The following is a 24,933-nucleotide window of genomic DNA, read 5'->3' on the forward strand; positions in this document are numbered from 1 at the left end:
TTCCTTTATTAAATATCGGTATGCATCATCTATCTTATAAAAAAGATTTAACATCCTTTTCATTAATTACTTGTTTAACAATAAATCCTCGATCAAAAGAAATAAAAATTTATTGTTAAACAATAAATTTCGTGTTAAATTAATAAGATATTAAATAAATGAGGTGCTTTTTATGAAACAAGGATCCACACTCTTTTTAAAGACCGTTGTGATTCTGATTGGAATCCCCGTTCTTGCTATGTGCATTTTTTTAGTCCCTAAAATAGGAAATTTCGCCGCAGAATTATATCCAGATATTTCATATATTAAATATCTTGTATTTATCAATTTATATGCAACAGCAATACCTTATTACTTCGCACTGTACCAAACATTTAAGCTTTTAAACTATATTGATAAAAACAACGCATTCTCAGAGTTATCTGTTCAAGCTTTAAAAAATATTAAGTACAGCGCATTGGCAATTAGTGTATTATATGTATTAGGTATGCCACTTTTCTATCTCGTGGCAGAGAGAGATGATGCCCCTGGCATTATTATTATCGGAATGATTATGATTTTTGCTTCAATGGTAATCGCGGTCTTTGCTGCCGTTCTCCAAAGACTATTAAAAGATGCTATAGATATAAAATCAGAAAATGATTTAACGGTCTGAGGTGAATAATATGGCAATTATTATTAATATTGATGTAATGTTAGCAAAAAGAAAAATGAGTGTAACAGAACTTTCGGAGAAGGTTGGAATTACAATGGCTAACCTTTCTATCTTGAAAAATGGAAAAGCAAAAGCAGTCCGTTTTTCAACTTTAGAAGCAATATGTAAAGCATTAGAATGCCAACCGGGGGATATTTTAGAATATCAACCTGAAGATACCGAGTAAAAAGAGTCCTTCATACGAGAAGGACTCTTTTTATTACACATTACGGCGCAAAACTAATTTGACCAGTAAACAATAGGATAATCGCTATGATCCAAAATATAAAAAATGATGAGGACAGTATTAATGAAAGGATAGCAATCCCCTTCTTCTCTGTTTTTTTCGTCATTGTGATTATTGAAAGCATGATCCCTACACCTGTCAGGGCAATTGTAATATAATCTCCAACTATATTACCTGCATTCGCTATCCTTGTTGGCGTTATAAAAACGAATAGAAAACACAAAATGCCGATGAGTAAAGATATATAGCTTATTATACTGTACTTCTTTTTAGGAACTATTTCTGTTTTCATACTAATCCCACCCCTTCTATATAGCTATGAGTTTATATTAGCATGAATAACCATAATTTAGTTATGATAAAAAGCAGATAAAACGGACACTATCACTTTATCTGTCTATTTCTATCTAACAACTAACCTGACTATTTCTTTACTAAAGATATACAATCATTCTTTAATCCACGGCAATTGGTATATAATAGCTCTAAAAAATAAAGACTGTACCTTTAAAATGAAAGATACAGTCTTTATTAATAACTTTTTTTATAAAGAAAACTCTCTATCAATCACTACCTTAAAAAACTCCGAGTATTGTAATAAAGAATAATCCGCTACATCACAATTACCTTGAAACATACATGTTGAAATACCTAATTCTTTTGCGGGTATTAAATCTAATTCTCTATCTCCAATAGCTAAATCAATATTATGTTTTTTATGTAAATGATTATAAGCTAAAGAGTTGGGCTTTCGTGGAAAGCCATCGTCAATTGTAACCATATCTACAAAGTACTTTTCCCAGCCGTAATATTTAAAAATGTCCATAACCCCTGCCCTATGTTTATGGGTCATAATCACATTTTTATCTGCAAATTTCAAAACCTCTTCGACACCTGCAAAAGGTTTCATATCTTTTGGCGTGAATTTCCCCTTCAAAACTTTAATCTTTTCTTCCTGCTCACATGAAATATTATAATACTGAATTGCATGAGAGTATGATATTTTTAAGTTTTTGTATATTTCTTGTTTTTCTACTGAATCACCTAATATTTCAGAAAGCATCATTGTATATGCAGGATACGTATCAAATAACGTCCCATCAAAATCCCATAAAATATTCATTCTATTCACCTTCTATTTTCAAATCATTCAATGACTAAATCCGCCCTATCCCTCGGCAATTCCGTTTTTAAGTAATAATCCTCTGCTTTCCAATACCTATTTTCAAACTTTGAAAGGTTTTTCTGCGTTTTTTCACTCTCACGTAGAAACCTTGTCTCTCTTGGACAGTCCAAATAGACCATATAATGAAAAAAATCTCTCCATTCTTTTCGCTGTAGAAAAACTCCTTCAATAACAATTACGCCTACAATAGGAATCTGTACTTTTTCCATTTCACATATATCTGTTTCTTCATGAAAGAAAGGTAATTTCAATTTTGTTTCATGTTGTAGCTTTTGAAAAAATTTCCGCCTTAGCCATTCAATGTCCCATTGTAAATAATAATACTCATACCATTCTTCATATCCAGTATGATATCGTTTATTACGCTCCACTATATGATCATCAATATGGAAAATACGAAACGGAATGCCTTCTTGTTTCATATTTTCTTTTAAATTGGCTACGAATGTTGTTTTTCCAGATCGACTTAAACCATCTATACCTAAAATGAATCTATTTTCCCTATGCTTCTTCATAATCGTTATAAGTTCGTTTGTACTCATTACTTCTTCCACTCTTCTTTTAATAAAGAATATAAAATGGTATCATGAGCAACTCCATTTTGAATCATATGTTTTCGAAGGAATCCTTCTTCTTGAAACCCTGCTTTTATTAATAACTTTTGAGAAGCATTATTTTCTACATATACAATCGCTGCGATTCTTATTAGTTGCAGTATTTCAAATCCGTAAGCTAAAATTGCTTGTAATGCTTCCAATGCATATCCTTGTCCCCAATATGTATCATCTAATTCATAACCAATTTCAGCTCGTTTATGATGATTATTAATTAAATGAAATCCGCACGTTCCGATTAATTGGCCCGTCCCTTTTTTCTCGACTCCCCAGCGAAATACACTGCCCTCTTCATAACGATTTTTGAACGTTTGAATCGTTGTTTTCGCTTGCTCAATATTTTGGAAAGAATCCATTCCGAAATAACGTATAACTGATTCTTTCGAAAAATATTGGAACATCGTTTCTGCATCTAATAGTGTAAGTTCTCTTAAGAATAAACGTTCTGTTTCTAGTTTCGGAAATCCCATCACTCTTTCTCCCTCTATTCTAATGAACTGCAAATTTCAATATAATTTCCATCTGGATCAGCAATGTAGGCAATTGTTTGTCCCCACGGTTTTACAATTGGCTCCACTAAAATTTTAATACCTTGCTCTCTAAATTGCTCAATCGTTTCTTGTACATTCTCAAGAACGAATCCTAACTCGAAATGAGAAGACTGTAATTCACCTTCTGTAAGCGGTAGTCCTGTTAATTCTTTCACATCTTGCCGCGTATTCATCGCTAAAATGGTAGTTCCAGTATTAAATTCAATATATGTGCCGTGCTCTGCTTTTATAGGTAACTGTAAAATATCTTTATAGAACTTTAAACATTCCTCAAACTTTTCTACATATAAAATGATGTACTTCATTTTCAAATTCATTTTACATCCCCCTTTGTATCTATCCCTAAAATTTCGACAAAAGTCTCATAAAACCTTGTTCCTTGTAGTAATGAGCAAAAAAAATGAGGCCGATTTCTCGGCCCCCCAGCTTATTGGCATAAAACAGGAGATTTGGTTTGGACATAACCAGTTCGTACTTTTATTATATTTTATTTTTTCTGAATTTTAAATACATTAAACACCTATTTATATTGAGAAAGTTTTTTGCTTGCATAAAATTAAAGATTTTAAGAAATGATACAAATGGAGGTGTATACATATGGAACCAATGCTATGTCCAAGTTGTAAAACGAACCGTACTCGCTTTAATATTCTTGAGCAACAAGTAAAACCAGTCAAAATAAATCCACAAACTGGTCAAGTGGAAGAAGAATACACAAATGAAACGATGAATGCTTTTCATATGGGCTATCAAGGACCTACATACCGTGTCCAATGTGCTGTATGCGGACTTGTTGAAAACCCTGAACAATTTATTAAACCTGCGCAAAATCAGTCTTTCTAATAAAAACATGATTATCCCTTGTAGAAATAGATTTTTCTATAAGGGATTTTTTCGTTTAATACATTAATTAAAAATGTATTTCTTCCTTATTATATGTTAAAATCCACACCATTTTAGTAATATTTACATAAGGGAGGTGAAACAAATGATTTTAAATAAAAAGATAATGCTTCCATCAACATTTCTACTATTAACTTGTCACATAATCCTCTTTTACTTTTGGATTTCCGATTGGAAGAAAATCTCAACTTCTTACGGTTTAGCTATATGGATACTTTCTACTATTTGTGGTCTTTTACTTTATTTCCTTTATAAAAAACAAAAATCTAATAAAGTGATATTCATTGCTAGTTCGTTATTATTAATTACTTCTTCATTTATGATTTTTTTAGATATTGTTACTGGTAATCATCTTTGTAACTGTTAGTTCTATACCTTAAATATACAATGTTTTATTATATAAAAAATACCCAACAAAACAAGGATATATAGAAATTAAAGAAGATGATTTCCATTCAATATACAACCATCTTCTTTAATAAACCCAATCTTTGTTACAATATTTCATTTTTTAACTTTTTAATCTTCCAATATACATTAATAAATATATACAAATACATACAACCTATAAATCCTATCATGCCTTTAAATATATAAGGAATTCTAGATTCTGATGGTCCAAGAAAACATAAGTAAAGCGCTGGCATTATTGTTACAAACATAATTACAAAAAACTGTAACAACTCAGTAAGTTTTTGTATCCTCGTTTCCTTCTCTGAATATATATCAGGTAACTCATTTGCCTCTTCTACTTCTTTACAAAAGTAATTCCACTTCGCAAAACTCGTTACATGTTTCCAGCCACACATTTCATATATTTGGATATATTCTTTTTGTTTTTCTGTCGAATCTTTATACTCTAATCTAAAGTCTGCTTTATATACTACATCTTTCGGCTCAGTTTTCTTAAACGTATACATTACGTTATACTTTTGTAACGCCCAGCCTTGTTGATGCATTTTACGTAAATACCCTTCTTCTTTTTCTAAGCTCCATACTGCGAAAGGTTTGAATATCTTCTTTGTCTCCATCTCTCATTCACTCCCCTAATATACCATTTCCATTCCTTACAGATCTCTGCAATCTGTTATACTCGAGCTCTAACACTTCTCTCCCAAACGGCGTTAACTCATAGCACTTCTTTCTGTCTGTAGAGGCAACTTCAACAATTAACTTCTCTTTTAGTAATTTCGTCGTATTTCCATATAAAGTACCAGGGCCGAGCTTTACTTCCCCATTTGTCATCTCTTCTACCATTTGCATAATTCCGTAGCCATGCAACGGCTTCACGAGTGACAATAATATGTAATATGTCGCCTCAGTTAACGGAATATATTTTTGCGCCTTCGCATTCATTATAACTACCTCCGATACATCGATATATGATATATCGACTCACGATACATCGTATATCGATATTGTATAATTATATTCCAAAATATGCAAGAGTAATTTAATAATTAAATATCCATTTCTTTGAATTAAAAAATCATACCAATTTTCTGAATAATTTGTTAAAATATAGAAATATTAGCTCTTTTATAATGAAAGGAATGGTACATATGATAAATAAATTGAAAGAAAACATCGGATCTGTGTTTGTTGGTAAAGAAAATGTTATTGATCTACTGCTCGTTTCACTTCTTGCTGATGGACATGTACTACTCGAAGACGTGCCTGGTACTGGGAAAACGTTACTGGCGAAAACCATTTCAAAAAGTATTGGTGGTAGTTTTTCTCGCGTTCAATTTACCCCTGATGTACTTCCAAGTGATGTAACAGGTATTGAATACTTCAACCCAAAAACAAGCGAATTCGAATTAAGAATTGGACCAGTTATGACAAACATTTTGCTAGCAGATGAAATTAACCGTGCAATGCCGAGAACGCAGTCGAGTTTGTTAGAAGCGATGGAAGAACGACAAGTGACGCTGGAGAAGCAGTCAACTCCTCTTCCGAAACCGTTCTTTGTTATTGCGACGCAAAACCCAATTGAATCACAAGGGACTTTCCCTCTTCCAGATGCACAGCTTGATCGCTTTTTAATGACGATTTCAATCGGTCATCCAACTCCTAAAGATGAGTTACAAATGATGCGACGTTTTCGGAACGATTTACCATTAGAAAGTGTCACATCTGTCATCTCATTAGAAGATATTTTAGAAGCTCAAAAACGAGTAAAAGAAATATTTGTTTCGGAACCGTTAGAACATTACATTATTAAACTTGCTCACGCTACAAGAAATCATGATTATATCGCTAACGGTGTAAGCCCACGTGCCACATTAGCTTTAGTACGTGCTGTTCAAGCTTTAGCCTTTTTACACGGGAGAGAATATTGCACACCAGAAGATATACAATTGTTAGTTCCTTCTGTTTGGAATCACCGTATCGTCTTATCAATGGAAGGTGCCCTGCGTACGACAAAAAATGATATTATGAAAAGTATTTTAAAAGAAGTTGACGTACCTGTGGAGATTGAGCAAGCATGAATAGGCAACGCGTTGTAACTGTACCTTTATTTTTTCAACTCCATATTATTCAACTAACTGTTCCAATCGCGTTACTTTTCACATTCTTTTTCCCGCAACGAATGCTTATGTTTCTCTTTTTCTTCTATTATTTATTTGCGATTTTTATTTATAAATATGTCGCTTTCATAGAGAAGAAGTTTCAAATCATAAATGAGAAACAAACTACACGGCTTTTTCCTGAGGAATCTGGACAGTTTTTTATTCATTTAAAAAATGGAGCCAGCATACCGCTCGTTAATGGTGTTTGTTATTTTCATTTAAATTCGTCCCTTATACCGCATAAAGAGCAAGGCATTGAACAAATATCAAAAACATTATTCTCTTTCCCATTTTCACAACCTGCACATTCGGCACAAAAATGGGGTTTAACATTAACCGCAACGAAGCGTGGTGTGTTTCAAATTGAACGGTTTGAATGTGTATTAAAAGATCCATTTCATCTATTAACTGTACATTTACCTGTTTTTGATAAATTAAGGACTGAAATTATTGTGTATCCTTCTCCTAAAGAAGTAGCAGGTTTGCAAGAACTTCAGCAACTTTTGAATGGATTTTATCGAACGAATTTTTCTTTTTACAATGATGAAACATCTATTATCGGTGTAAAGCGATATGAGCGTGAGTCTTTCCGCTCTATTCATTGGAAGGCATCTGCTAAAATACAAGAATTACAAGCGAAGCAATATGAACCTGTAAAAAATTATAGTTGGACGATTTGTCTTTCTTTAGCTGCCGATCGTGGATTTGGTTGGAAAGATAATGTTGAAGATTTAATTTCATTCGCAACATACATTTGCCAATATGCAACGAAGCAACACATACCGTTTGAAATATTTATTAGTGTATTAGCAGAAGGCGGTGCATTGCATGTACCGTTAAATGAAGGACAAACGCAATATGCAAAAGCTTTAGAAGAATTAGCCCGTATTTCAGATGATAGTACATTACTTCCAAAACAAGGATTTCTTCATTATGTAACGAGAAAGAGAGAACGATCGTCTACAATGATATACATTGGTTTACAAAGAAATGAACTCCTTCTTCTCTCGCAGCCAACGTTTCTCATTACTAGTGAAGGGATGGTGGAACCAGTTGAAAACTTGGCTATATCACATTCATGATTTCATTCTGCTCCTCCTGCTTTCATTATTAACAGAAAGAGATGAACTAATTAGTATTGCGATATTTTTAACAACAGGCTATATTGGAGTATTTCTTATTCATAAATTTATGCAGAAAAAAACTACAGGATTTGTAATACTTTTAGTTCTTCAAATCGTTCTTTTCTCTTTATTTTTACCTTTTTCTCTTTTTGGCACAATCATATTACCACTATTTTTCTTTATCGTACATGCGGTCGGACCTGGATATCCAGTTCAAAAATCTTTAGGTGGTATTGTATGGTTTGTCGTTTCAGCTATATTTTATGCACCCTTTCCACCGCTGTGGAAACTATTAATGTTAGCCTTGCATCTTATGATTACATTTTGGTTAACCGGGGCAAATCGGAAACAACAACTATTACGTTTTGCTTCTATCATTACGATTGGCTTAATAAGTATATTAATTGTTCAAGTATTTCCTTTCATTCGACTTATTTTTGGTTTTATAACGGAAGTAGTCGCATTAGGCGTTGGCTATGCTTTAATGCCATTAATTAAAGCAGCGGAATTAAAAGATACTGAAGATGTTTGGGCAAATAAAGGACATCTCTTAAAACCAAAAATTGAAGACGGAAAAAAAATTCCTGATTTTGATCCAATACTCATAAATAGCGCTACAATAATAGTCTGTACAGCTATCGCTATTTACGTCGTTTGGAAAATAGTAAAAAAACGAAAACATTTAAGTTTACCAAATATGCACGTCTTCGAATCTACTATCATTATTGATAAAGAAGGAATGAGCCAAAATCGTTTTAAACGAAATAAACCGCCGCATAACGAAATTCGGAAGGAAATTTTTAAACTAGAGAGTAAGTTAACCTCTCCTTTAAATAGAAAACGGGGAGAAACTGTTGAAACTTGGCTAGAAAGAATAAACGATGAAGAAGATGTAAATATTCAAAGTGATATTATTATAGATGCTTATAATACTGTGCGTTATTCAAATGGTGCAAACACTGTACTTCTACATGAATTTAAGGAAGAGAGTCATAAGCTTTATGCATATCAAAAAAGTTTGAAGAAACGAAAGAAATAACGTAACAAAAAGACTCCTATATTCATAGGAGTCTTTTTGTACTTCTACGTTGCTTTTTAAATGGAAGCATTCTTCCCTGCTTCAATTTCTAATGACTCTTCATGCCACCAAAGTGTTTCTTCAGGGTCTTCTTTAGCGATTTGGTGTGCTTCTTTTTTCGTTTCTACTGTAGGATATGAACCTTTTAGCGCACGCCCTGAAGTTGTAACGAATAGTACACTAAATACAACTAATCCAATAATACTTACACCTGCTAAATAAAATGCCGGTGCGAGCGGGTTACCAGTTGCATGAACTAAGTATGAACATACGAGCGGTGTTGTTCCACCGAATATCGATACAGAAATATTAAATGAGATCGAAAGTGCTCGATAACGTACATCAGTGAAAAAGAGTGATGGTAATAATGAAGGTAATGTTCCTTCATATACACTTAAGAAGAAACCTAGTACGAAAATACCTGCAAATATAGCTGCAATATGTCCGTTACCTATTAGTAAAAATGCTGGAATTGCAAATACAGTTAAACCAAGTAAACCAATTTGCACAACGCGTTTATTACCAATTTTATCACTTAATTTACCGAAATATAGTGCTAGTGGAATCATAAGTGCCATCGTAATAGAAATAATTAATAAGCCTGTTGTTTCTTCGACTTTAAGTACTTGAGTTAGATAAGAAGGAATATACGAAAGAATCATATAATTTGTAATATTAAAGAAGGCGACAATTACTGTGCTTAATAAGAAGTCTTTTTTGTGATATTTAATAATATCCATGAATGAAAATTGTTCATTGTCTTCAGATTCCTCTTGTGCTTTTTCCATCTCTTCAAAGATTGGAGATTCATCTAGATGACGGCGTAAGTATAAACCGACCAAACCAATTGGTGCAGCTATTAAGAACGGAATACGCCATCCCCAGCTGAGCATTTGCTCATCTGTTAACAATAACGTCAAAATGGTAACAATTACCGATGCAGCAATGTAACCTGAGAGTGTTCCAATTTCAAGACCACTACCGAGTATACCACGCTTTTTATCTGGAGAAGATTCTGCGATATAAACCATTGCACCTGAATATTCGCCGCCTGTAGAGAAGCCTTGAATCATTCGGGCAACTAAAAGTAGTATTGGTGCCCATACACCAATTTGTTCATAGGTTGGTAGTAATGCGATGAATAATGTAGAAAGTGCCATTAAAATAATAGTAGTACTTAACACGATTTTTCGGCCGTACTTATCTCCTATTCTACCAAAGAATACACCTCCGATTGGTCGAACGAGAAAGGCTGCTGCAAATGTACCGAATGTAAGTACAAGTTGCAATCCACTATTATCAACACCTGAGAAGAATAATTGACTTAAAATTACCGCTAAATACGCGTATAATCCGAAGTCAAACCACTCCATTGCGTTCCCTATACCAGTAGCAATTACTGCTTTCCTAGCTTGTTTAGGATTGACAATATTAACGTCTTGCGGTTCAAAATTTAAATCATTATTTTGTTGCATATAATAAAACAGCTCCTTATTTAATTTAACTTCTTTAAGCACACCTTCTCTTATTGAATAAAATTAATTCGAAGCACTTAAGGAAAAGCAGCGTATCCTTATCTGTTATTATTATTTCACATAATTAATTATTTGTCCAATTAAATGCTCTTTTTATATAAAATTACACCCTATTTAACTTGTTATAAAATGACGTTTAGCTTATATAATACATACCTTTACACTACAAATGAAACTTTAATTTATTTATATTTATAACGTTTCTATAATTGCTTCCTTTAACCTAGAAATCAGTAACTTTTACTAAAGATTTGCATATATTTAAAAAGTGAACTCATTAGCTCGAATTTTGTCTTATTACATTCAACTATAGTATTATTATAGATTTAAAGGAGGCTATTTTATGTTGGAAATAATACTTTTACTTGCTACTGTTTCTTTTCTCTTAATTATTTCTGGATTTTTCATTACCTTAAAGCAATATAAAGAAATAAAAAAGATAAAGACTATATTAACTACCAAAAAAGAAAATGAGAAAACTACATCCGAAAACTCAATCCCTATGCAATTAGACCTTAGCGTTCTCAATAATTTACTCGCTTCTGGAATAAATAAAGGTTCGAATTCAGGTAATGAAAATTCTAAATCTGATAAAACTAAATAGTCGTTACGTATATAATAAAATATTCATCTCCTATTTTATCTAACCTTATTAATAACTACCTCTGATTAAAAAGGAGACTACTTATGTGTAAAAATCCGATTTCTATTATTATTCGTATACAGCATAACATAAGAGTTTTACCTGAAATTTTGAAAGCCTGTGAACAACTACAGCCTTTAGAAATCATCCTTACTATTAACGGATGTATCGATGATTCCATTGATATTGCACAATCTTACAATTGTAAAATTATCACATTAGAAGAACCGACAGAATCAAATAATTGTTATGTAATTGGTGCCAAAAAAGCAAAGGGTAAGTACCTCTTATTTTTAGATGCAAATTACATTATTCACCCTTCCTTACTTATACCATTTCTTCAACCATTACTAGACGAATCAGCTGACGTAGTATTAAACAATTTAGATGATTTTTTTTATCAAAAGCAAAAGCCCACTATAGAAATGATTTGGCAGCAAGTTACGAATCATTTTTTTCATCGTCCAGATTTACATGTTAACTCATTATTATTTCCTCCCTATGCAATAACAAAAGAAACTCTTGAAGCAATTACTCCAGAAAGTTTATTAAATCCGATACTGGCACAAATGAAAATTATTAAAAATAAATTTCGCATTAGCAATCATTTTAAAATTTCTATACCGCAAATTCCCTCCTTCCCCTCAAAACAACTCATTCGTTACCACCTAGAAGCGATTGAAAATTGGGTAAATATATTACAAGATCCAAGAGGAAACTATACTGATAATAATCGAAGACGGGATATTATTTTAGAACTTCAAAACGGCGAACAAAGAGCTATACCTAAAATAATTACAGGTAAAGAGTTTTATTCAAATACTTATGGAAATAAACAATTATCCATCATTATCCCTGTTCAAAATGAAGAAAAAACGATAGAATCTATCATTTTTGAGGTGCAGAAATTAAAACCTTTAGAAATCATCATTATTGTTAATGGATCAACAGATACAACAGAGGAATTGGCGAAGAATTGCGGTGCAACAGTTATTACTTACAAAGAAGCACTCGGCATTGATACCGGACGTGCCGTTGGTGCATATTTTGCAAAAGGTGATATATTATTATTTATTGATGGTGATTTCTTAATTCCTAGTTCTGATTTATTACCATTTGTACAATCTGTTCAAAATGGAACCGATTTAGCTTTAAATAAATTAGAGCACTACTACATGTATCGTCTTCCTTATACTATCGTGACTGCATGTAAGTATGCTGTTAATTTAGCATGTAATCGAAAAGATTTAGGTATGGGATCCACAATTGCTGTCCCTCATGCTTTTAGTCGAAAATGCATTGATATAATTGGGTTTGATTCACTTCTTTCACCAACCTTAAGTCAAGTTAAAACAATTTTAGCAGGCTTGTATATACAAAAAACCCATTCTGTCGACGTTGACAGGATAAATCGAGTTCGACCCAAAAAACACTTCTCTGAGGAAGGCTACCTTTCATTAGCAACACAGCAAATCATTGGTGATCATATAGAGGCAATTTCTTACCTCCTCGAACAAAAAGGAGACACTGAATGCTTTTAATTGTATATCCTTACGAACAGATAATATATAAATTCAATTTAAATATATAGCAAAATAAAAAAGATGGTTTGTAACCATCTTTTTTATTTTTACATTAGTTCAAAAGAAAAGTAGAAAGTAGGCTTTTCATTTCTTGATTTTCTTAAGAAGTTTGAAAAGAGAGGCTTGTTAATGAAGATACAACACTTAAATCATCGTTTAGTGTAATTGAGAAACATGCAACCAATGGTAAAGTAATTACAATTGATCCACTAGGACTAATTACAATTGTAGGACTTGTCCCACATGCCCCCCCACAATCCACTACAGCGTCAATTCCACTACCAGGGGTAATTGTAATTTTAAGACATACATCAAAACAAACATTATTCGTAGTACATGCCATAACTCTCCCTCCTTTCTCTTAACAATATATGCAGTTAGTTAAATTCGGACACGACTCTCTTACTAAATTTTATAAATTAGATGTTATTTCACTATTAGTTCCATAAAAAATTAACGTTTTATTAAACTATCTAAATCAACTAAAAAACTCAAATCATCCTTTACTGAAATAGAAACACATGCAATAAACGGTATTACATTAAAATTAGATGAACATTCATCATTGCACCTTACGAATATTTCTGCCCCACCATTTGGATTGACTTTAGTTTCTAAACAAATATTAAAACAACTTTTATTGATGCAAGACAAGATATTTCCTCCTTTCTTATAAATAATATCAATTTATTCAGAAATAAAAATATTGTTACAACTTTATTCACTCTTTACTTTCCATACATAAAATAAAAAAGATAAAAGCTCCTTCATATATATAAAGAAGCCTTTACCTTTTGGTTACTTGTTCATTTATTATCAGTCAGTGAAACATGCTCTTCACTTGTACCTAAGCTAAAAATAATAAAAATTTTTGATTTCAGTTTCATTGCAATACTAAATATCGTCAAGTTGCATAAATGAAATGTTTAGGTTACTCATTCAATAGACAAATTTACCTTTTAAAATAAATCTTTAAAATCCTTATTCTTCAATAAATACGAAAGTCCTTCTAAATGATCCCCAGTAATTCTTAATACAGCTGGTGGATGTCCTATCGTGGCAAAATGCTCTTGTGGCCGAATACGATTAGGTTTCATTACATCTACAAAATGGACACATTCAACTTTATATCCTTCTAATATTGCCTTTACTTGCGCAACACACGATGTGTGAAGTGTATCCCAGCCGATTCCCTCTAAACATTTTCTACTAATAGCATGAGGAACAGCAATTGTGGATCCCACTCCTAAATCTTTACGATTACAAGCAATATTCAACACATATTTATATAAATTTACAATATATAGAGGAAATCTAAGATTTAAATTTAAATCGTTTAAAGCTATATCAATCCCATTGGCAACAGCCTTTGTTAATGGGTGAAGATCTTTTGCTGGAATAGCAAAATCAGCATCAATAAAGAGAAGTATATCTCCTGTAGCTTCTTGTGCACCAATTGCCCGTCCTACATCGTGACCCAATGCTTCTTGATAAACAATTACTGTAGCTCCTAATTGCTTAGCAATTGCTTCTGTTTGATCTGTTGATCCATTAATTACAACAATTATTTCTTTCGGTTCAATTTTTCTTGCCTCAAGAATAACTTCTTTAATCGTTGTTTCTTCATTTTGTGCTGGTATAATAATAGATAACTGTTTTCCATTATAAATAGAGGAATTCATTCCCCATCCTTTATGAAAAAGTGAATAATTCTTCTGTTTTTTTAGTTGCTCTATAACTTCTCTTTTTCTTCCTCCATCTGTATAATTACCTCTATCATCTTTTCCTTGTAACCAACTCTCTAAAGCTTTTACATTCTCATTAATCTCACGTACTTCTAATTTAGTTAGTTTATTTCTATAAAAAGAGGTATGATTTGCATTTAAAGAGGTTTTAGTGATTGCTGAAGAGGTGTGTACTCGCCACCCTTTCTCAATAAGAGTTACTTGGGACAGAATAGGGTTCTGCAAGATATCATACCCAATGTCTTCAATTGCTTTTTTTGTAATAACATATGGCATAGATAACATCGAATCATATTTCAAATCCATACGTCCCAATACATCGTTTACTATTTTTCTATACACCATAGCGATGCTTGGCCATTCTACTCTCACCTTTTCAAACCAATTCGAGTCTATATTATTTAAAATTACATCCTGTTCCTTTTTTAGTAGTGGTTCTATAAATCGTTCTAATTCTACCGAGAAAATAACATCTTCTCCATTTAAAAATAAGACCACATCACCATTGGCGACTTTTGCCCCATGAACTGGTGCTTTCCGTTTACTTTTCTCCTCAATCACAACAACGTTACTTTCAACAAATGTTGGTATAGATTGTATCGCACTCATTCTATCATCAGATACAATAATTATTTCTAGTGGTTTTATATGCTGCACTTTATTTAAAATTTGATTCAATTTTGATTTATCTTCTCCTAAAACTATAACGACTGATAGGTCCACTTCTTTTTGTTCTTCTTTTACAGTCTGATTAGGTTTTACTTTTTTTATATATTCAATTGTTTCACTCTTACCTACAGCTGCATGCCCTGCTTTTTTATCAAAATATAAGTCAATTATAATTTGATTTACTTCCGTGTCTTTATCAAGTTGCTCTAATTCGGAAATAAATGGTAGCAAATGATTTTGAACATCAAATTCACACGCGAAATTTTGCAAAAAATAAATATTCGGTACATATTTAATGTGATTAAAAAATTTCACAACATTAATTCTTTCGCCAAATTTCTCTTCAACTTCTTCTCTTGATAAATTTGGATAAGACAAATCGAAAACTAGATTTATTGGTACAGGTATCCATTTTAATAAATTTGTTTGAGGATTATTAATGAAAGCTGTGGAGCCCTTAACGAATCCAGCTAAAATTAAAGACATAAATCCTCCCCCAGAACTGCCATAAAACAACACATTTTTCGAATCAACTTTTAACTTTACAAATACTATTTCTAAAATATTTGCTATATCTTGTAAATAAAATCTATTTAACTCTCCCTGTCCCCAACCTAAAGATAATTTTCCAAGATATAACGTAGGGTCATTATAATATATAACAGTATCTTCAAATTCATCCATCCAAGAATGTCGATGAAAAATAGGTGGACCAATTGGCTGTTCTTGAAACCCACCTGCTCCGGATCCAAAAACAATAGTGTTAGAAGCATCGGGCTTAATACGAATTAAAAATTCATACGTTACTTTATCCCAATCAACCTTGAGTATAAATGGTTCTGTAATTTGAAAATCCATTTGCCATAATTGTTCATATGAAATGTTAATTATTTTATACTGGTCTAACAGTTTAATCACCCTTTCCATCCATTTCGAGTTGTTCTATCAAGTAAGAGAGAGCTTCAACGTGATCACCAATTATTCTTAATACTGCTGGAGGATGCCCATTGTGACTTACATTTTCCTTTAAACGAATTCTATTCGGTTTTACAACATCAACGTAATGTACACATTCTACTCTATACCCTTGTAATATTGCTTTTACTTGTGCAAGACTAGGACATAGTAAGCTTTCCCAGCCTATTGCATCTAAACATGATCTACTCATAGCATGTGGAATTGCTACTAATGAGCCATTGCTTAATTCTGGACGATTATATGCTAAATTAAGCATATATTTTACGACGTCTACAACATAAAACGGAGGGTGTAACATCGGATTCAAATCATTTAATGCTATGTCTACACCAGCTGAAACTGCTTTTGTAAAATGATGCAAATTACTTCCTGAAACACTAAAATCACCATCAATAAATAAAAGAATATCTCCTGTAGCTTCAAGCGCTCCAATAGCACGTCCAACATTATGACCAAGTCGTTCGTTATATTTAATAATAGTGGCACCAAGTCTTTTAGCTATATCAGCTGTATGATCTGTTGAACCATTTACAACGACAATTATTTCTAGCGGTTCTATTTTTCTTGCCTCGAGTATTACTTGTTCTATAGTTTCTTCTTCATTTTGCACCGGTATAATAACAGAAAGTTGCTTCCCGTCATAAATTGAAGAATGCATTCCCCAGCCTTGATGATAGGAAGGGTATTGCTTGGCTTTACCTAGCTTTTGAATAATATCCCTTCTTTTTCCTGCATCAGTAAACCCTACTCTTCTTCCTTTTTTCTCTATCCATTTAGATATACCCCTTAAATATCTTTCTACTTTCTCTTTTTCATTTTTTGATAACTCTTTTTTTATTAAATATCCTTCTTCCTCTATAGTCTCATCTTTAGATAACGTATTAATTGCATATTGGTCGTTAATCCGCCAGCCTTGATTCACAATCTTCATATGAGATAAAACGATATCTTTCATATAATCAAAGCCGATATGTTCCACCACTTCCTTCGTAAGCGCATATGGCAATGAAAGTATTGAATTGCTTTTTAAATCTGGTCGTCTTAAAATTTCATTTAACATTTTTCTCCATACAATGTCCATGTTTGGACATTTACCTATTTCTATCAATTTATCTATTTTATTTAAAACTACATCGGCCTGATTTGTAACAATTGGCTCAATAAATCTCTGCATTTCATTTGTGGATAATGAAAAATTACTATCTAAAAATAATAAAATTTCTCCTTTTGCTTCCTTTATACAAGCTTCATATCCTTGATAATGCGCACTATATTTATTCATTAAAACACTATGACATCTATATTTCATTGCTATTTCATACAAATTACTTCTATCGTTAGGAACGAAAATTATAATTTCAAGAGGATTTAGCTTCCATATAGATTGAATTGACTCTTCTAATATTTGCTCTCTTTCACTGTACAAAATAATAACCGTTAACGATTTCATTACACGCCCCCTTTACACATCATGTGACATAAAATGTTAATTATTGCCATTCCCTATGAATTTGCTACTTTATTAACATATTCAAAAGTGAATTATACTGTGTGAAAACAAACGTCTATTTTTGAAAATATAATCTCTACACTTGTATCCCTCCTCTTATCGTTGTCTGTTACAACTCTCACCATTTAAAAATAAAAAAAGTCCTAATTTCTTTAGGACTCTTTTACATTAATTTATAAATATCATTAATTTTATATACAACCTTTTTCCATGTTATACCTCTATCCGTTGTAGTAAATATTTCTTTTTTATTACAAGCCCAACCTTTACGCCGATTAAAAAAATGTAAACAAAATACATTTTTCAACAATGGATTACTTGATACCTTTATCCATTTTGCTCCTTTTTTTATTATTTGATATACACTTCCATGTTCACTATTTATAACCCAGCCATAATAGGAACTAAAAAAAGAAACAGCCGCTTTACTAGTATTTATTGTTTTATTTGAAATATGCCACGAATTCCCCTTATCAAATGAGTAATTCATTAAAAATACATCATTATTCATTTTAGTTGGTATTACTAACAAGTTATTTTTATAGATTGCTTTATAAGCCATAGAAGTCTCATTATTACTTCCTTCAAGACTTGGAATATCTTTTATAGGCTGCCAACTTGCCCCACCATCTATTGTTTTAAATACCGCTGATGTTTCATATTGTTTGTGTAATGAAATAAATCCAACTAACTCGTTTATAAATGTTATTCCTGAAATACTATCACTAATACTTATATTTTTAATTATTTTCCAAACTTCCCCTTTCGTTTTCAAATAGTATAAATTATGTTCAAATTTATTTGATGCAAGTTTTCTAGACAATACAATCCATATACTATCCATATTCGTGGCATGCAATTGTACTTGAACATCAGTCGATTTCTCCCACTCTTCTTCAATTGGTAATATAAACTCACTCCATCTTTCCCCTCTATTAACTGTATAAAATATAGCGGGCAATAAATCATCATTCGTTTTTGTTAAACCATATGCCCAAGAGCTTCGAGCATTTATTGGATATCCAAATATTACAATTGAATTTAGAGGGTTAACAACATCCCATTCTACTCCTCCGTTTCGAGTATATAAGATGGCTTGCTTTTTATTTGTATATTGAATACCAGCCCACCCAAATCTATCAGTTCGCATTTGTAAAGAAGTAAATTGAATATCATTATTTTCCAATATATCACCTCATTCTTATCATATATATATTCGTATGCTATTATTTTCAAAACGTTCTATCATTAGTTGTTAGTACCACTCGTTTTATCTACTATCTTTACACATTTACTTTCTCTTTTCCTCACCAACCAAATATCAATAAATAAAATTCTACTATAAAAAGTGCACCCCAATTGTAAAACTATTTCTAACAATTAGAGTGCACTTTATATAAAATATAGCTTTAATTTTTAAGCACTTACTACAGCAGCAACTTTATCTAAACAAATAATAAACTGATTCATAAATGCGTCAATTTCCTCTTTCGTAATAATATACGGCGGAAGTAATCGAATAATATTCCCTTGTGTTACATCGACTAACATTCCTTTATTCATTAGCTCAACCTGTAATTTCTTCACATTTTCATTCGTATCATTCAGACTAATTCCAAACATCATGCCAGCATGACGCACTTCCTGTATATAATAAGAATTTTCTTTCTGAATGTCTTGCAGTTTGTCATTCAAATATAGTGAAGTTTCATAAGCTTCTTGCATTAACCCATCATCAAGTAATGTATTTAATACCGTTAAACCTAAAGCTGTTCCCATTGATGAATGAGCAAACGTTGTCCCGTGATCTCCTGGTGAAAATACATCACATAACTTTTCACCTACAATAATTCCTCCTAGCGGTATCCCGCCTCCTGCTCCTTTACCAATTTGAATAATGTCCGGTGTGATATTAAAATTTTGATAAGCAAATAGTTTTCCCGTTCGACCCATACCACTTTGAACTTCATCAACGACAAGAAGTACATTATATTTTTCACATAAATTTTGAACACCATGCAAATATTCACTTGATAAAGGATAAATCCCCCCACTTCCTAAAACAGGCTCTAGCATAATCGCAATTGGTTTTTCTTTAATAATGGTCTCCTCTAATTGGTCTATTTTCTCACGCTCTACTTCGTATACAGGAATAGATGTTTTAGGGAAATTTTGATATACCTTTTCTTGTCTCGTAAAATGTAGTGCCCCTAACGTCCTCCCGTGAAAACTATCTTTTAACACAACTACTCCGTCACGCTCTTCAGTCGCAATAGATCTATATTTATCAATTAATTTTAATGTCGTTTCTGTCGCTTCCGTACCAGAGTTTGTAAAAAAGACTTTTCCGCTTTTTAAAGTACACTCTACTAATTTCTTTGCATACTCAATTGCAACTGGGTTTAAGAAATGAAACGGTAAATGCAACGATTTCACAACTTGCTCCATTGTCGTTTGTACAATTTTAGGATGATTGTATCCTAGTACATTTACTCCTACGCCAGAAAATAAATCTAAATACTCTTTACCATCTACATCATATAGTTTACATCCTTCTCCTCTTTCCATTGCAACCTCTGTCCGACAATATGTAGACATCATATATTCTTTATCTAATTGAAACCAATCCGACATGTTAAATTCCTCCTAGTTATTTTTCCTTTTTTAACGTTTATTCTCTATATAATCGTTTATAAATTAAGTTTTAAGATTGAAATTTTAATAGTGGTTTTCTTCCACATTTTTTTATTAAAACGTGTGCTTTCTCTTCCCGATATTCATTTTTCCATAATTTCTTCTATTGCAACAGGTCCACTACATATGTGTTTTTTTCATCTAGCGGTATGTTACTGCTTTGAACTTTGTATGTCATACATAATCGAGACTATAAAATCATATTTAGTAACAATCGACGAAAAAATTTGGAGGCTATATCGATGAATGAAAAATATGATAAACATAGGAAAGAATTATTAGAAGAAGACTTTAATAAACATCGAGAACTTACTGAACCAGCTAAATTTCACTCTCAAACAGTTGGTTCACGTGGACCCGTACTAGAGCAAGATAGTGTACTGCATGAGTCATTACAACAATTTATTCATGAAAAAATTTTAGAAAGACCTGTTCATGTAAAAGGATTTGGTGCGTTCGGTTATTTTCAAACGATATATTCGATGTCTGAACATACTAAATTAAGTTTTTTACAAAATTCTAATGAGAAAGTTCCTGTTATGGTTCGATTTTCGTTAGCTGTTAGTACGAAAGGAACACCGGATACTGCTAGAAATGTACGCGGTTTTTCCACAAAATTTTATTCAAAAGAAGGAATTTTTGACCTTTTATGTAATCACATTCCTGTTTTTTCTGTTCGTGATCCAATGCGTTTCCCTGAAACGATTCAAGCATTATTGCCTTCACCTAAAAATAACTTAATAGACCCTAATAGATTTTGGAGTTTTGTCGCTAAAGCACCTGAATCTATTCATTTTGTTGTCCGTTTATACTCTAATAATGGTACGGCCAAAAGTCTTCGCCACATTCCAGGACATAGTGTTAATACATATGTATGGAGAAATGCGGAAGGTAATCGAAAGTATGTAAAGTATCATTGGTACCCATTTGAAGGTGTACAGTACATTACTAGTAAAGAAGCAATTAAATTAGCTGCTGAAAATCCTGATTATAGCGGGAAAGATTTATATGATGCTATTGAAAATGGTAAACCAGTGGAGTATGGTTTATACGTCCAGCTCATGGATCCGAAAGATGAAGCGCACCTTTCTTATGATCCTTTAGATGACACAAAAGTATGGGATGAACAGACGTATCCTCTCATACCAGTCGGGAAAATGGTATTAAATAAAAATCCTGAAAATTTTATGGAACAAGTAGAAAAGGTCGCATTCTCTCCTTCTAATTTACTGGATGGTGCAGAACTATCAGATGATAAAATGCTGCAAGGGCGCGCTAACATTTACAGTGATTCACAAAGAAGAAGAATTGGTCCAGAATTTCGCAAATTAACGATTAACCAACAGCAAGATTGGACACCTGCTAATCAAATTACAACCGGTGAAGGAAGGTACGTTGAAGGTAAACTTGAAAGAACTTCTATAATGAAACAGGATGACTTTACGCAGGCTGGTGAATTTTATACGAAGTTACAGCCAATAGAAAAAGAACATCTCGCTGAAAACTTAGCTAGTGATTTGAAAGTTATATCCGATGATATTAGGGAGATCGTTTTGGGGTATTTCAATCAAGTATCAACTGATTTGAAAACAAGCATTGAGACAAAAATGAAAGAGCATTAAGAAGATTAAAACATGCTTTACGAATGAGAATTCAAATCTATATTAATTATTTTCTTGTCAAAATCCAATGAGGTTATTTAATTTGAAAATATAAAGCCAACATATCCCTGTTCTATAATTAGAACAGGGATATGTTGGCTTAGTTTAATGTTTAACATTAAATACTTTATTTCGCTAAAAAATGCGATAAGTAGCCTTTCAAAACAAACTATAGTAAACTATTTTACTTGTACCGTATAATTCCCTGTTCCACCACCATACTTATATACACTTAAGTAATATTTCCCTGGCTTTGCATTATAATTTCCAAGCAATTTGTTTCCATCACGTTTTGTTGCATAAGCTACATAATTATTTAAATCTGATTCAGAATATAATACCCAGTTCAGTCCAAGATTTTGTTCGTTCGTAACAGAAATTTGTAAATCTTTTTGATCCTTTACATCAATAACAAATTTATCCCCCTGATCTTGATCGCTCAAGGTTCCTCTTAACAAAATATTCAAAGATAGTGGGTTTGCTGTTTCAAATGAATTATTTGGTTCTTTTTCTACAGCAGTACCTTCTTCCGTATTCACTCCGCTAAACACAACATCATATTCAAATTGCCCAGCATTATTTACACGGTAATTTACAAAATAAGCAGTCAATGTTTTATATCCAGTCCACTCTTTTCCTGAAAGACGTTTCAACATATCATTTGTTGCTTCATTCATCACTTTCCAGTCCTCAACTTCTCCTTTAGCCGCCCTTCCTGTATATGTCCCCTGTAGTGTAAATGTATTAAAGAATTGTGATGTATTCTTTGTTACTTTCACATCTTTTAATTTCGCTTCATTCGTAATATCTGAAGTAACGTCCGAAAGCGATTTTGGATCATGCTGAGTTAAATACTCATCTGATACTTGTGGAATTGTATACTTATCGCGATTATCAATAAGCATTTGCATATAAGATTGATATTCTTCATTTAACTTATTATCTTTGCTTAATGTAGCACGGTATGCATCGTAACTTGAAACATCATTTGCACGAATTAAATCATGTACTTTATCGAACATTTCTGGACGCTTATTATACATATATGATTGCAGTGCAAACGAATAATTATAAAAATCCCACGTTCCATATTTCGCATTTAATGTTTGTGATGCTGTATAACGTTTTGCAGGATCATTAGATAACCCACCAATTATACTTTTTCGCGGTACTACACTATCTAATCGCGTTGCACCTGCAAAGAACTCTGCATTCCCTTCTTCAAACCATGTTAAACGTTCATTTTGATACATTTCCCCTTGGCCCCATAATCCCTGAACTTCGTACCTTCCCTGTAAGTAGTGCGTAAATTCATGGCGGAACAATTCTTCCAAACTATAAATACTTTGCTCTGGTGTACGTTCATATGTAAAGAAAGTCCCTGTCCCTTCAATATAAATCCCACCATTATTCGTTTCATATCCGTACAGTTGACGATTAAATTGATACTCATCTGGGCTATTATAAATAACCATCGTTAATACATCATCAGCATGTCCACTTTCAAGTGGTTTATCGCTACCAACTGTACGATAAAATTGAGAACGCACCTCTTTTGCCGCCCAGTATAGACGTTTAATTTTCTCTTCGCTAACTTTATCCCCAGCTTTAAAGACAATTGCTCCATCATCAAACGTATACGTTTTCGGTAAATATTTCTTTTTACCTTCTTCTCGAATTTGATCTAAATTTACAGTTTTTCCATTCGCATCTATTCCTCCATAATTTGTAGTAATTTGTTCTGCCGCAACAAAGTATTGCTCTCCTAAATATGGATAAATTCGCATTGCATCTGTAACAACTTGTTGTCCTTTTGTCGGCGTGCTATGAAGCTTGCCCAATCGGCCAGCATAATAAATTCCATTATTAATTAACCATCCGTTTTTATTTGTTACTGTACCAAGTAGTGCAAAACGATTTACTTCATTAATAAAGGTATCGATATTCCGAAACCACATCGTATCTTTTGGCTCTTTTCCAGTCGTGTACATATCCGTCTGAATATCAAAGTCAATTCCCTTCATCAACTCATATATAGCGTCTCCTTTTGTTCGGTCTTCAATGAAAGTTGCAAGATTATCATTATATTGTTTAAAAATTTCACCTGCATATAAAACCGTTTCAACATCTGCTGATGCATTTCCAATTAATTTTCCATATGATGCAATTACTTTATTTTGTTCTGATGTACCAAGTTTGAAATTTGGATTTTTTGCAATTGTTTTTAAAGCTGGTAAACATTTATCATGGTAGCTACGCTCATTTAGTTTGCTTAATTCATCATGGTAAAAACCTAAATAAAATGCTGCACGTAGAGCTTCTACTAATGTTTCAATCCCTTTTGAATCATCTTTCGTATAAGCTTGTCCTTGTTCTGCTAGTTTATTAATAATTGCTTGCATTCGGCTATCATCTTGATAGAATTTAAGACTATCACTATTAAACTGAAATAATTCTGGAATTTGATACCATTTAATTGTCACAAGAAGATCAGTTAATTGTTTATTATTTAATTGATTTAACTCAGCCATTGAATACTTTTTTTCTTCAGCTAACGGTTTAATATTATCGGTTGGTGCTAGTGGACGCTGCGATAAATCCGCTAATTTTAACCGTTTTGTAAAAGATGCATTTTCTTGTACTTTTGAAGGGTGCGCCAATTCATCAACAGATTTCTGTATTCCTACCGGCTCCATTTGTAATACGTTCTTCACATTTTTCTCTTTTGTCTCTGCTTGAATTTGCAAACCATTACATGTTATTGTCACCAATCCAACACCAAGAATCCACTTAGAAATTTTCGAATATTTAACCATACCATTGCCTCCTAATAATTTAAAATAAAATTCAGATTTTTAAAATAAAAAAACCACTTATTTGTATGTATTTACAGTTCCGCTATAAATACAACTATGATTAATAATGCAATAGTAGCTTGTTTTATA

At 32.4% G+C, this 24,933-nt stretch carries 24 protein-coding genes and 1 pseudogene; 10 read left to right on the plus strand and 15 right to left on the minus strand.

What is annotated here, in order from left to right:
• The first annotated feature begins 172 nt into the window (after positions 1 to 172).
• Positions 173 to 655 carry a DUF2975 domain-containing protein gene (locus ACS2QP_RS16865; RefSeq protein WP_000809125.1) on the plus strand — a complete coding sequence of 161 codons (483 nt, stop codon included), beginning with the start codon at positions 173 to 175 and terminating at the stop codon, positions 653 to 655.
• A gap of 10 nt (positions 656 to 665) precedes the next feature.
• Positions 666 to 881: a helix-turn-helix domain-containing protein gene (locus ACS2QP_RS16870; protein WP_000974619.1), complete on the plus strand. Its 216-nt coding sequence runs from the start codon at positions 666 to 668 to the stop codon at positions 879 to 881.
• A 40-nt stretch (positions 882 to 921) separates the two neighbouring features.
• Here the strand turns inward: ACS2QP_RS16870 and ACS2QP_RS16875 are convergent, their stop codons facing one another.
• The 5 genes from ACS2QP_RS16875 to ACS2QP_RS16895 form a co-directional block, all read right to left on the minus strand.
• A complete protein-coding gene (locus tag ACS2QP_RS16875) occupies positions 922 to 1,233 on the minus strand; it encodes a hypothetical protein (RefSeq protein WP_000845548.1) in 312 nt (103 codons plus the stop codon).
• Between the two features lie 252 nt (positions 1,234 to 1,485).
• Complete coding sequence (locus ACS2QP_RS16880; RefSeq protein ID WP_438882657.1) at positions 1,486 to 2,064, minus strand: HAD-IA family hydrolase; 579 nt, start codon at positions 2,062 to 2,064, stop codon at positions 1,486 to 1,488.
• A gap of 23 nt (positions 2,065 to 2,087) precedes the next feature.
• Entirely contained in the window at positions 2,088 to 2,669 is a 582-nt protein-coding gene (locus tag ACS2QP_RS16885; RefSeq protein ID WP_000106114.1) for a kinase, read from the minus strand.
• Positions 2,669 to 3,211, minus strand: coding sequence for a GNAT family N-acetyltransferase (locus ACS2QP_RS16890; RefSeq protein WP_000506640.1), 543 nt, complete (start codon positions 3,209 to 3,211; stop codon positions 2,669 to 2,671). The genes ACS2QP_RS16885 and ACS2QP_RS16890 overlap by 1 nt, the downstream gene beginning before the upstream one ends.
• A 14-nt stretch (positions 3,212 to 3,225) precedes the next feature.
• On the minus strand, positions 3,226 to 3,609 hold the full coding sequence (locus ACS2QP_RS16895) for a VOC family protein (protein WP_332284352.1): 384 nt from the start codon (positions 3,607 to 3,609) through the stop codon (positions 3,226 to 3,228).
• A gap of 280 nt (positions 3,610 to 3,889) precedes the next feature.
• Here ACS2QP_RS16895 and ACS2QP_RS16900 point away from each other — a divergent pair, with 280 nt between their 5' ends.
• Entirely contained in the window at positions 3,890 to 4,135 is a 246-nt protein-coding gene (locus tag ACS2QP_RS16900; RefSeq protein WP_332284350.1) for a DNA alkylation repair protein, read from the plus strand.
• A 145-nt stretch (positions 4,136 to 4,280) separates the two neighbouring features.
• A pseudogene (locus ACS2QP_RS16905) lies at positions 4,281 to 4,575 on the plus strand (hypothetical protein).
• Between the two features lie 114 nt (positions 4,576 to 4,689).
• Here the strand turns inward: ACS2QP_RS16905 and ACS2QP_RS16910 are convergent.
• Both ACS2QP_RS16910 and ACS2QP_RS16915 read right to left on the minus strand, forming a co-directional pair.
• Complete coding sequence (locus tag ACS2QP_RS16910) at positions 4,690 to 5,226, minus strand: DUF2812 domain-containing protein (RefSeq protein ID WP_332284349.1); 537 nt, start codon at positions 5,224 to 5,226, stop codon at positions 4,690 to 4,692.
• Between the two features lie 7 nt (positions 5,227 to 5,233).
• Positions 5,234 to 5,551, minus strand: coding sequence for a PadR family transcriptional regulator (locus ACS2QP_RS16915; RefSeq protein WP_153582427.1), 318 nt, complete (start codon positions 5,549 to 5,551; stop codon positions 5,234 to 5,236).
• A gap of 206 nt (positions 5,552 to 5,757) precedes the next feature.
• Between ACS2QP_RS16915 and ACS2QP_RS16920 the strand changes: the two genes are divergently transcribed.
• The 3 genes from ACS2QP_RS16920 to ACS2QP_RS16930 are packed head-to-tail and all read left to right on the plus strand — an operon-like array spanning position 5,758 to position 8,931.
• Positions 5,758 to 6,687 carry an AAA family ATPase gene (locus ACS2QP_RS16920; RefSeq protein WP_438882658.1) on the plus strand — a complete coding sequence of 310 codons (930 nt, stop codon included), beginning with the start codon at positions 5,758 to 5,760 and terminating at the stop codon, positions 6,685 to 6,687.
• Complete coding sequence (locus ACS2QP_RS16925) at positions 6,684 to 7,850, plus strand: DUF58 domain-containing protein (RefSeq protein ID WP_438882659.1); 1,167 nt, start codon at positions 6,684 to 6,686, stop codon at positions 7,848 to 7,850. The genes ACS2QP_RS16920 and ACS2QP_RS16925 overlap by 4 nt, the downstream gene beginning before the upstream one ends.
• On the plus strand, positions 7,822 to 8,931 hold the full coding sequence (locus tag ACS2QP_RS16930) for a DUF4018 domain-containing protein (RefSeq protein WP_438882660.1): 1,110 nt from the start codon (positions 7,822 to 7,824) through the stop codon (positions 8,929 to 8,931). Before ACS2QP_RS16925 ends, ACS2QP_RS16930 begins: the two co-directional genes overlap by 29 nt.
• A gap of 56 nt (positions 8,932 to 8,987) precedes the next feature.
• Here the strand turns inward: ACS2QP_RS16930 and ACS2QP_RS16935 are convergent, their stop codons facing one another.
• On the minus strand, positions 8,988 to 10,445 hold the full coding sequence (locus ACS2QP_RS16935; protein WP_001186926.1) for an MFS transporter: 1,458 nt from the start codon (positions 10,443 to 10,445) through the stop codon (positions 8,988 to 8,990).
• A gap of 403 nt (positions 10,446 to 10,848) precedes the next feature.
• On the opposite strand from ACS2QP_RS16935, the gene ACS2QP_RS16940 reads away from it, so the two are divergent.
• Positions 10,849 to 11,109: a hypothetical protein gene (locus tag ACS2QP_RS16940; protein WP_438882661.1), complete on the plus strand. Its 261-nt coding sequence runs from the start codon at positions 10,849 to 10,851 to the stop codon at positions 11,107 to 11,109.
• A gap of 83 nt (positions 11,110 to 11,192) precedes the next feature.
• Positions 11,193 to 12,689 (plus strand): glycosyltransferase family 2 protein, encoded by a 1,497-nt coding sequence (locus ACS2QP_RS16945; RefSeq protein WP_438882662.1) that lies wholly within the window; start codon positions 11,193 to 11,195, stop codon positions 12,687 to 12,689.
• A 142-nt stretch (positions 12,690 to 12,831) separates the two neighbouring features.
• Here the strand turns inward: ACS2QP_RS16945 and ACS2QP_RS16950 are convergent, their stop codons facing one another.
• The 6 genes from ACS2QP_RS16950 to ACS2QP_RS16975 all read right to left on the minus strand — a co-directional run bounded on the left by ACS2QP_RS16950 (position 12,832) and on the right by ACS2QP_RS16975 (position 20,267).
• Positions 12,832 to 13,074, minus strand: a complete 243-nt coding sequence (locus ACS2QP_RS16950; protein ID WP_000752466.1) for a hypothetical protein — start codon at positions 13,072 to 13,074, stop codon at positions 12,832 to 12,834.
• A 110-nt stretch (positions 13,075 to 13,184) separates the two neighbouring features.
• Positions 13,185 to 13,385: a hypothetical protein gene (locus ACS2QP_RS16955; protein WP_001277651.1), complete on the minus strand. Its 201-nt coding sequence runs from the start codon at positions 13,383 to 13,385 to the stop codon at positions 13,185 to 13,187.
• A 305-nt stretch (positions 13,386 to 13,690) separates the two neighbouring features.
• On the minus strand, positions 13,691 to 16,003 hold the full coding sequence (locus ACS2QP_RS16960; protein WP_332284372.1) for a glycosyltransferase: 2,313 nt from the start codon (positions 16,001 to 16,003) through the stop codon (positions 13,691 to 13,693).
• Between the two features lie 52 nt (positions 16,004 to 16,055).
• The gene (locus ACS2QP_RS16965) at positions 16,056 to 17,573 is read right to left on the minus strand and encodes a glycosyltransferase (protein WP_332284342.1); all 1,518 of its coding nucleotides are present in this window, start codon (positions 17,571 to 17,573) and stop codon (positions 16,056 to 16,058) included.
• Between the two features lie 223 nt (positions 17,574 to 17,796).
• Complete coding sequence (locus ACS2QP_RS16970) at positions 17,797 to 18,819, minus strand: hypothetical protein (RefSeq protein ID WP_332284340.1); 1,023 nt, start codon at positions 18,817 to 18,819, stop codon at positions 17,797 to 17,799.
• A 230-nt stretch (positions 18,820 to 19,049) separates the two neighbouring features.
• On the minus strand, positions 19,050 to 20,267 hold the full coding sequence (locus tag ACS2QP_RS16975) for an aspartate aminotransferase family protein (protein WP_332284339.1): 1,218 nt from the start codon (positions 20,265 to 20,267) through the stop codon (positions 19,050 to 19,052).
• Positions 20,268 to 20,569: 302 nt separating this feature from the next.
• Here ACS2QP_RS16975 and ACS2QP_RS16980 point away from each other — a divergent pair, with 302 nt between their 5' ends.
• The gene (locus tag ACS2QP_RS16980; RefSeq protein ID WP_001003610.1) at positions 20,570 to 21,949 is read left to right on the plus strand and encodes a catalase; all 1,380 of its coding nucleotides are present in this window, start codon (positions 20,570 to 20,572) and stop codon (positions 21,947 to 21,949) included.
• A 218-nt stretch (positions 21,950 to 22,167) separates the two neighbouring features.
• Here ACS2QP_RS16980 and colA read toward each other — a convergent pair whose 3' ends face one another.
• Complete coding sequence (colA, locus tag ACS2QP_RS16985; protein WP_153582434.1) at positions 22,168 to 24,804, minus strand: collagenase ColA; 2,637 nt, start codon at positions 24,802 to 24,804, stop codon at positions 22,168 to 22,170.
• Positions 24,805 to 24,933 lie beyond the last annotated feature (129 nt).

The sequence above is a fragment of the Bacillus cereus group sp. Bce019 genome (genome assembly GCF_051781745.1).
Taxonomy (GTDB): domain Bacteria; phylum Bacillota; class Bacilli; order Bacillales; family Bacillaceae_G; genus Bacillus_A; species Bacillus_A cereus.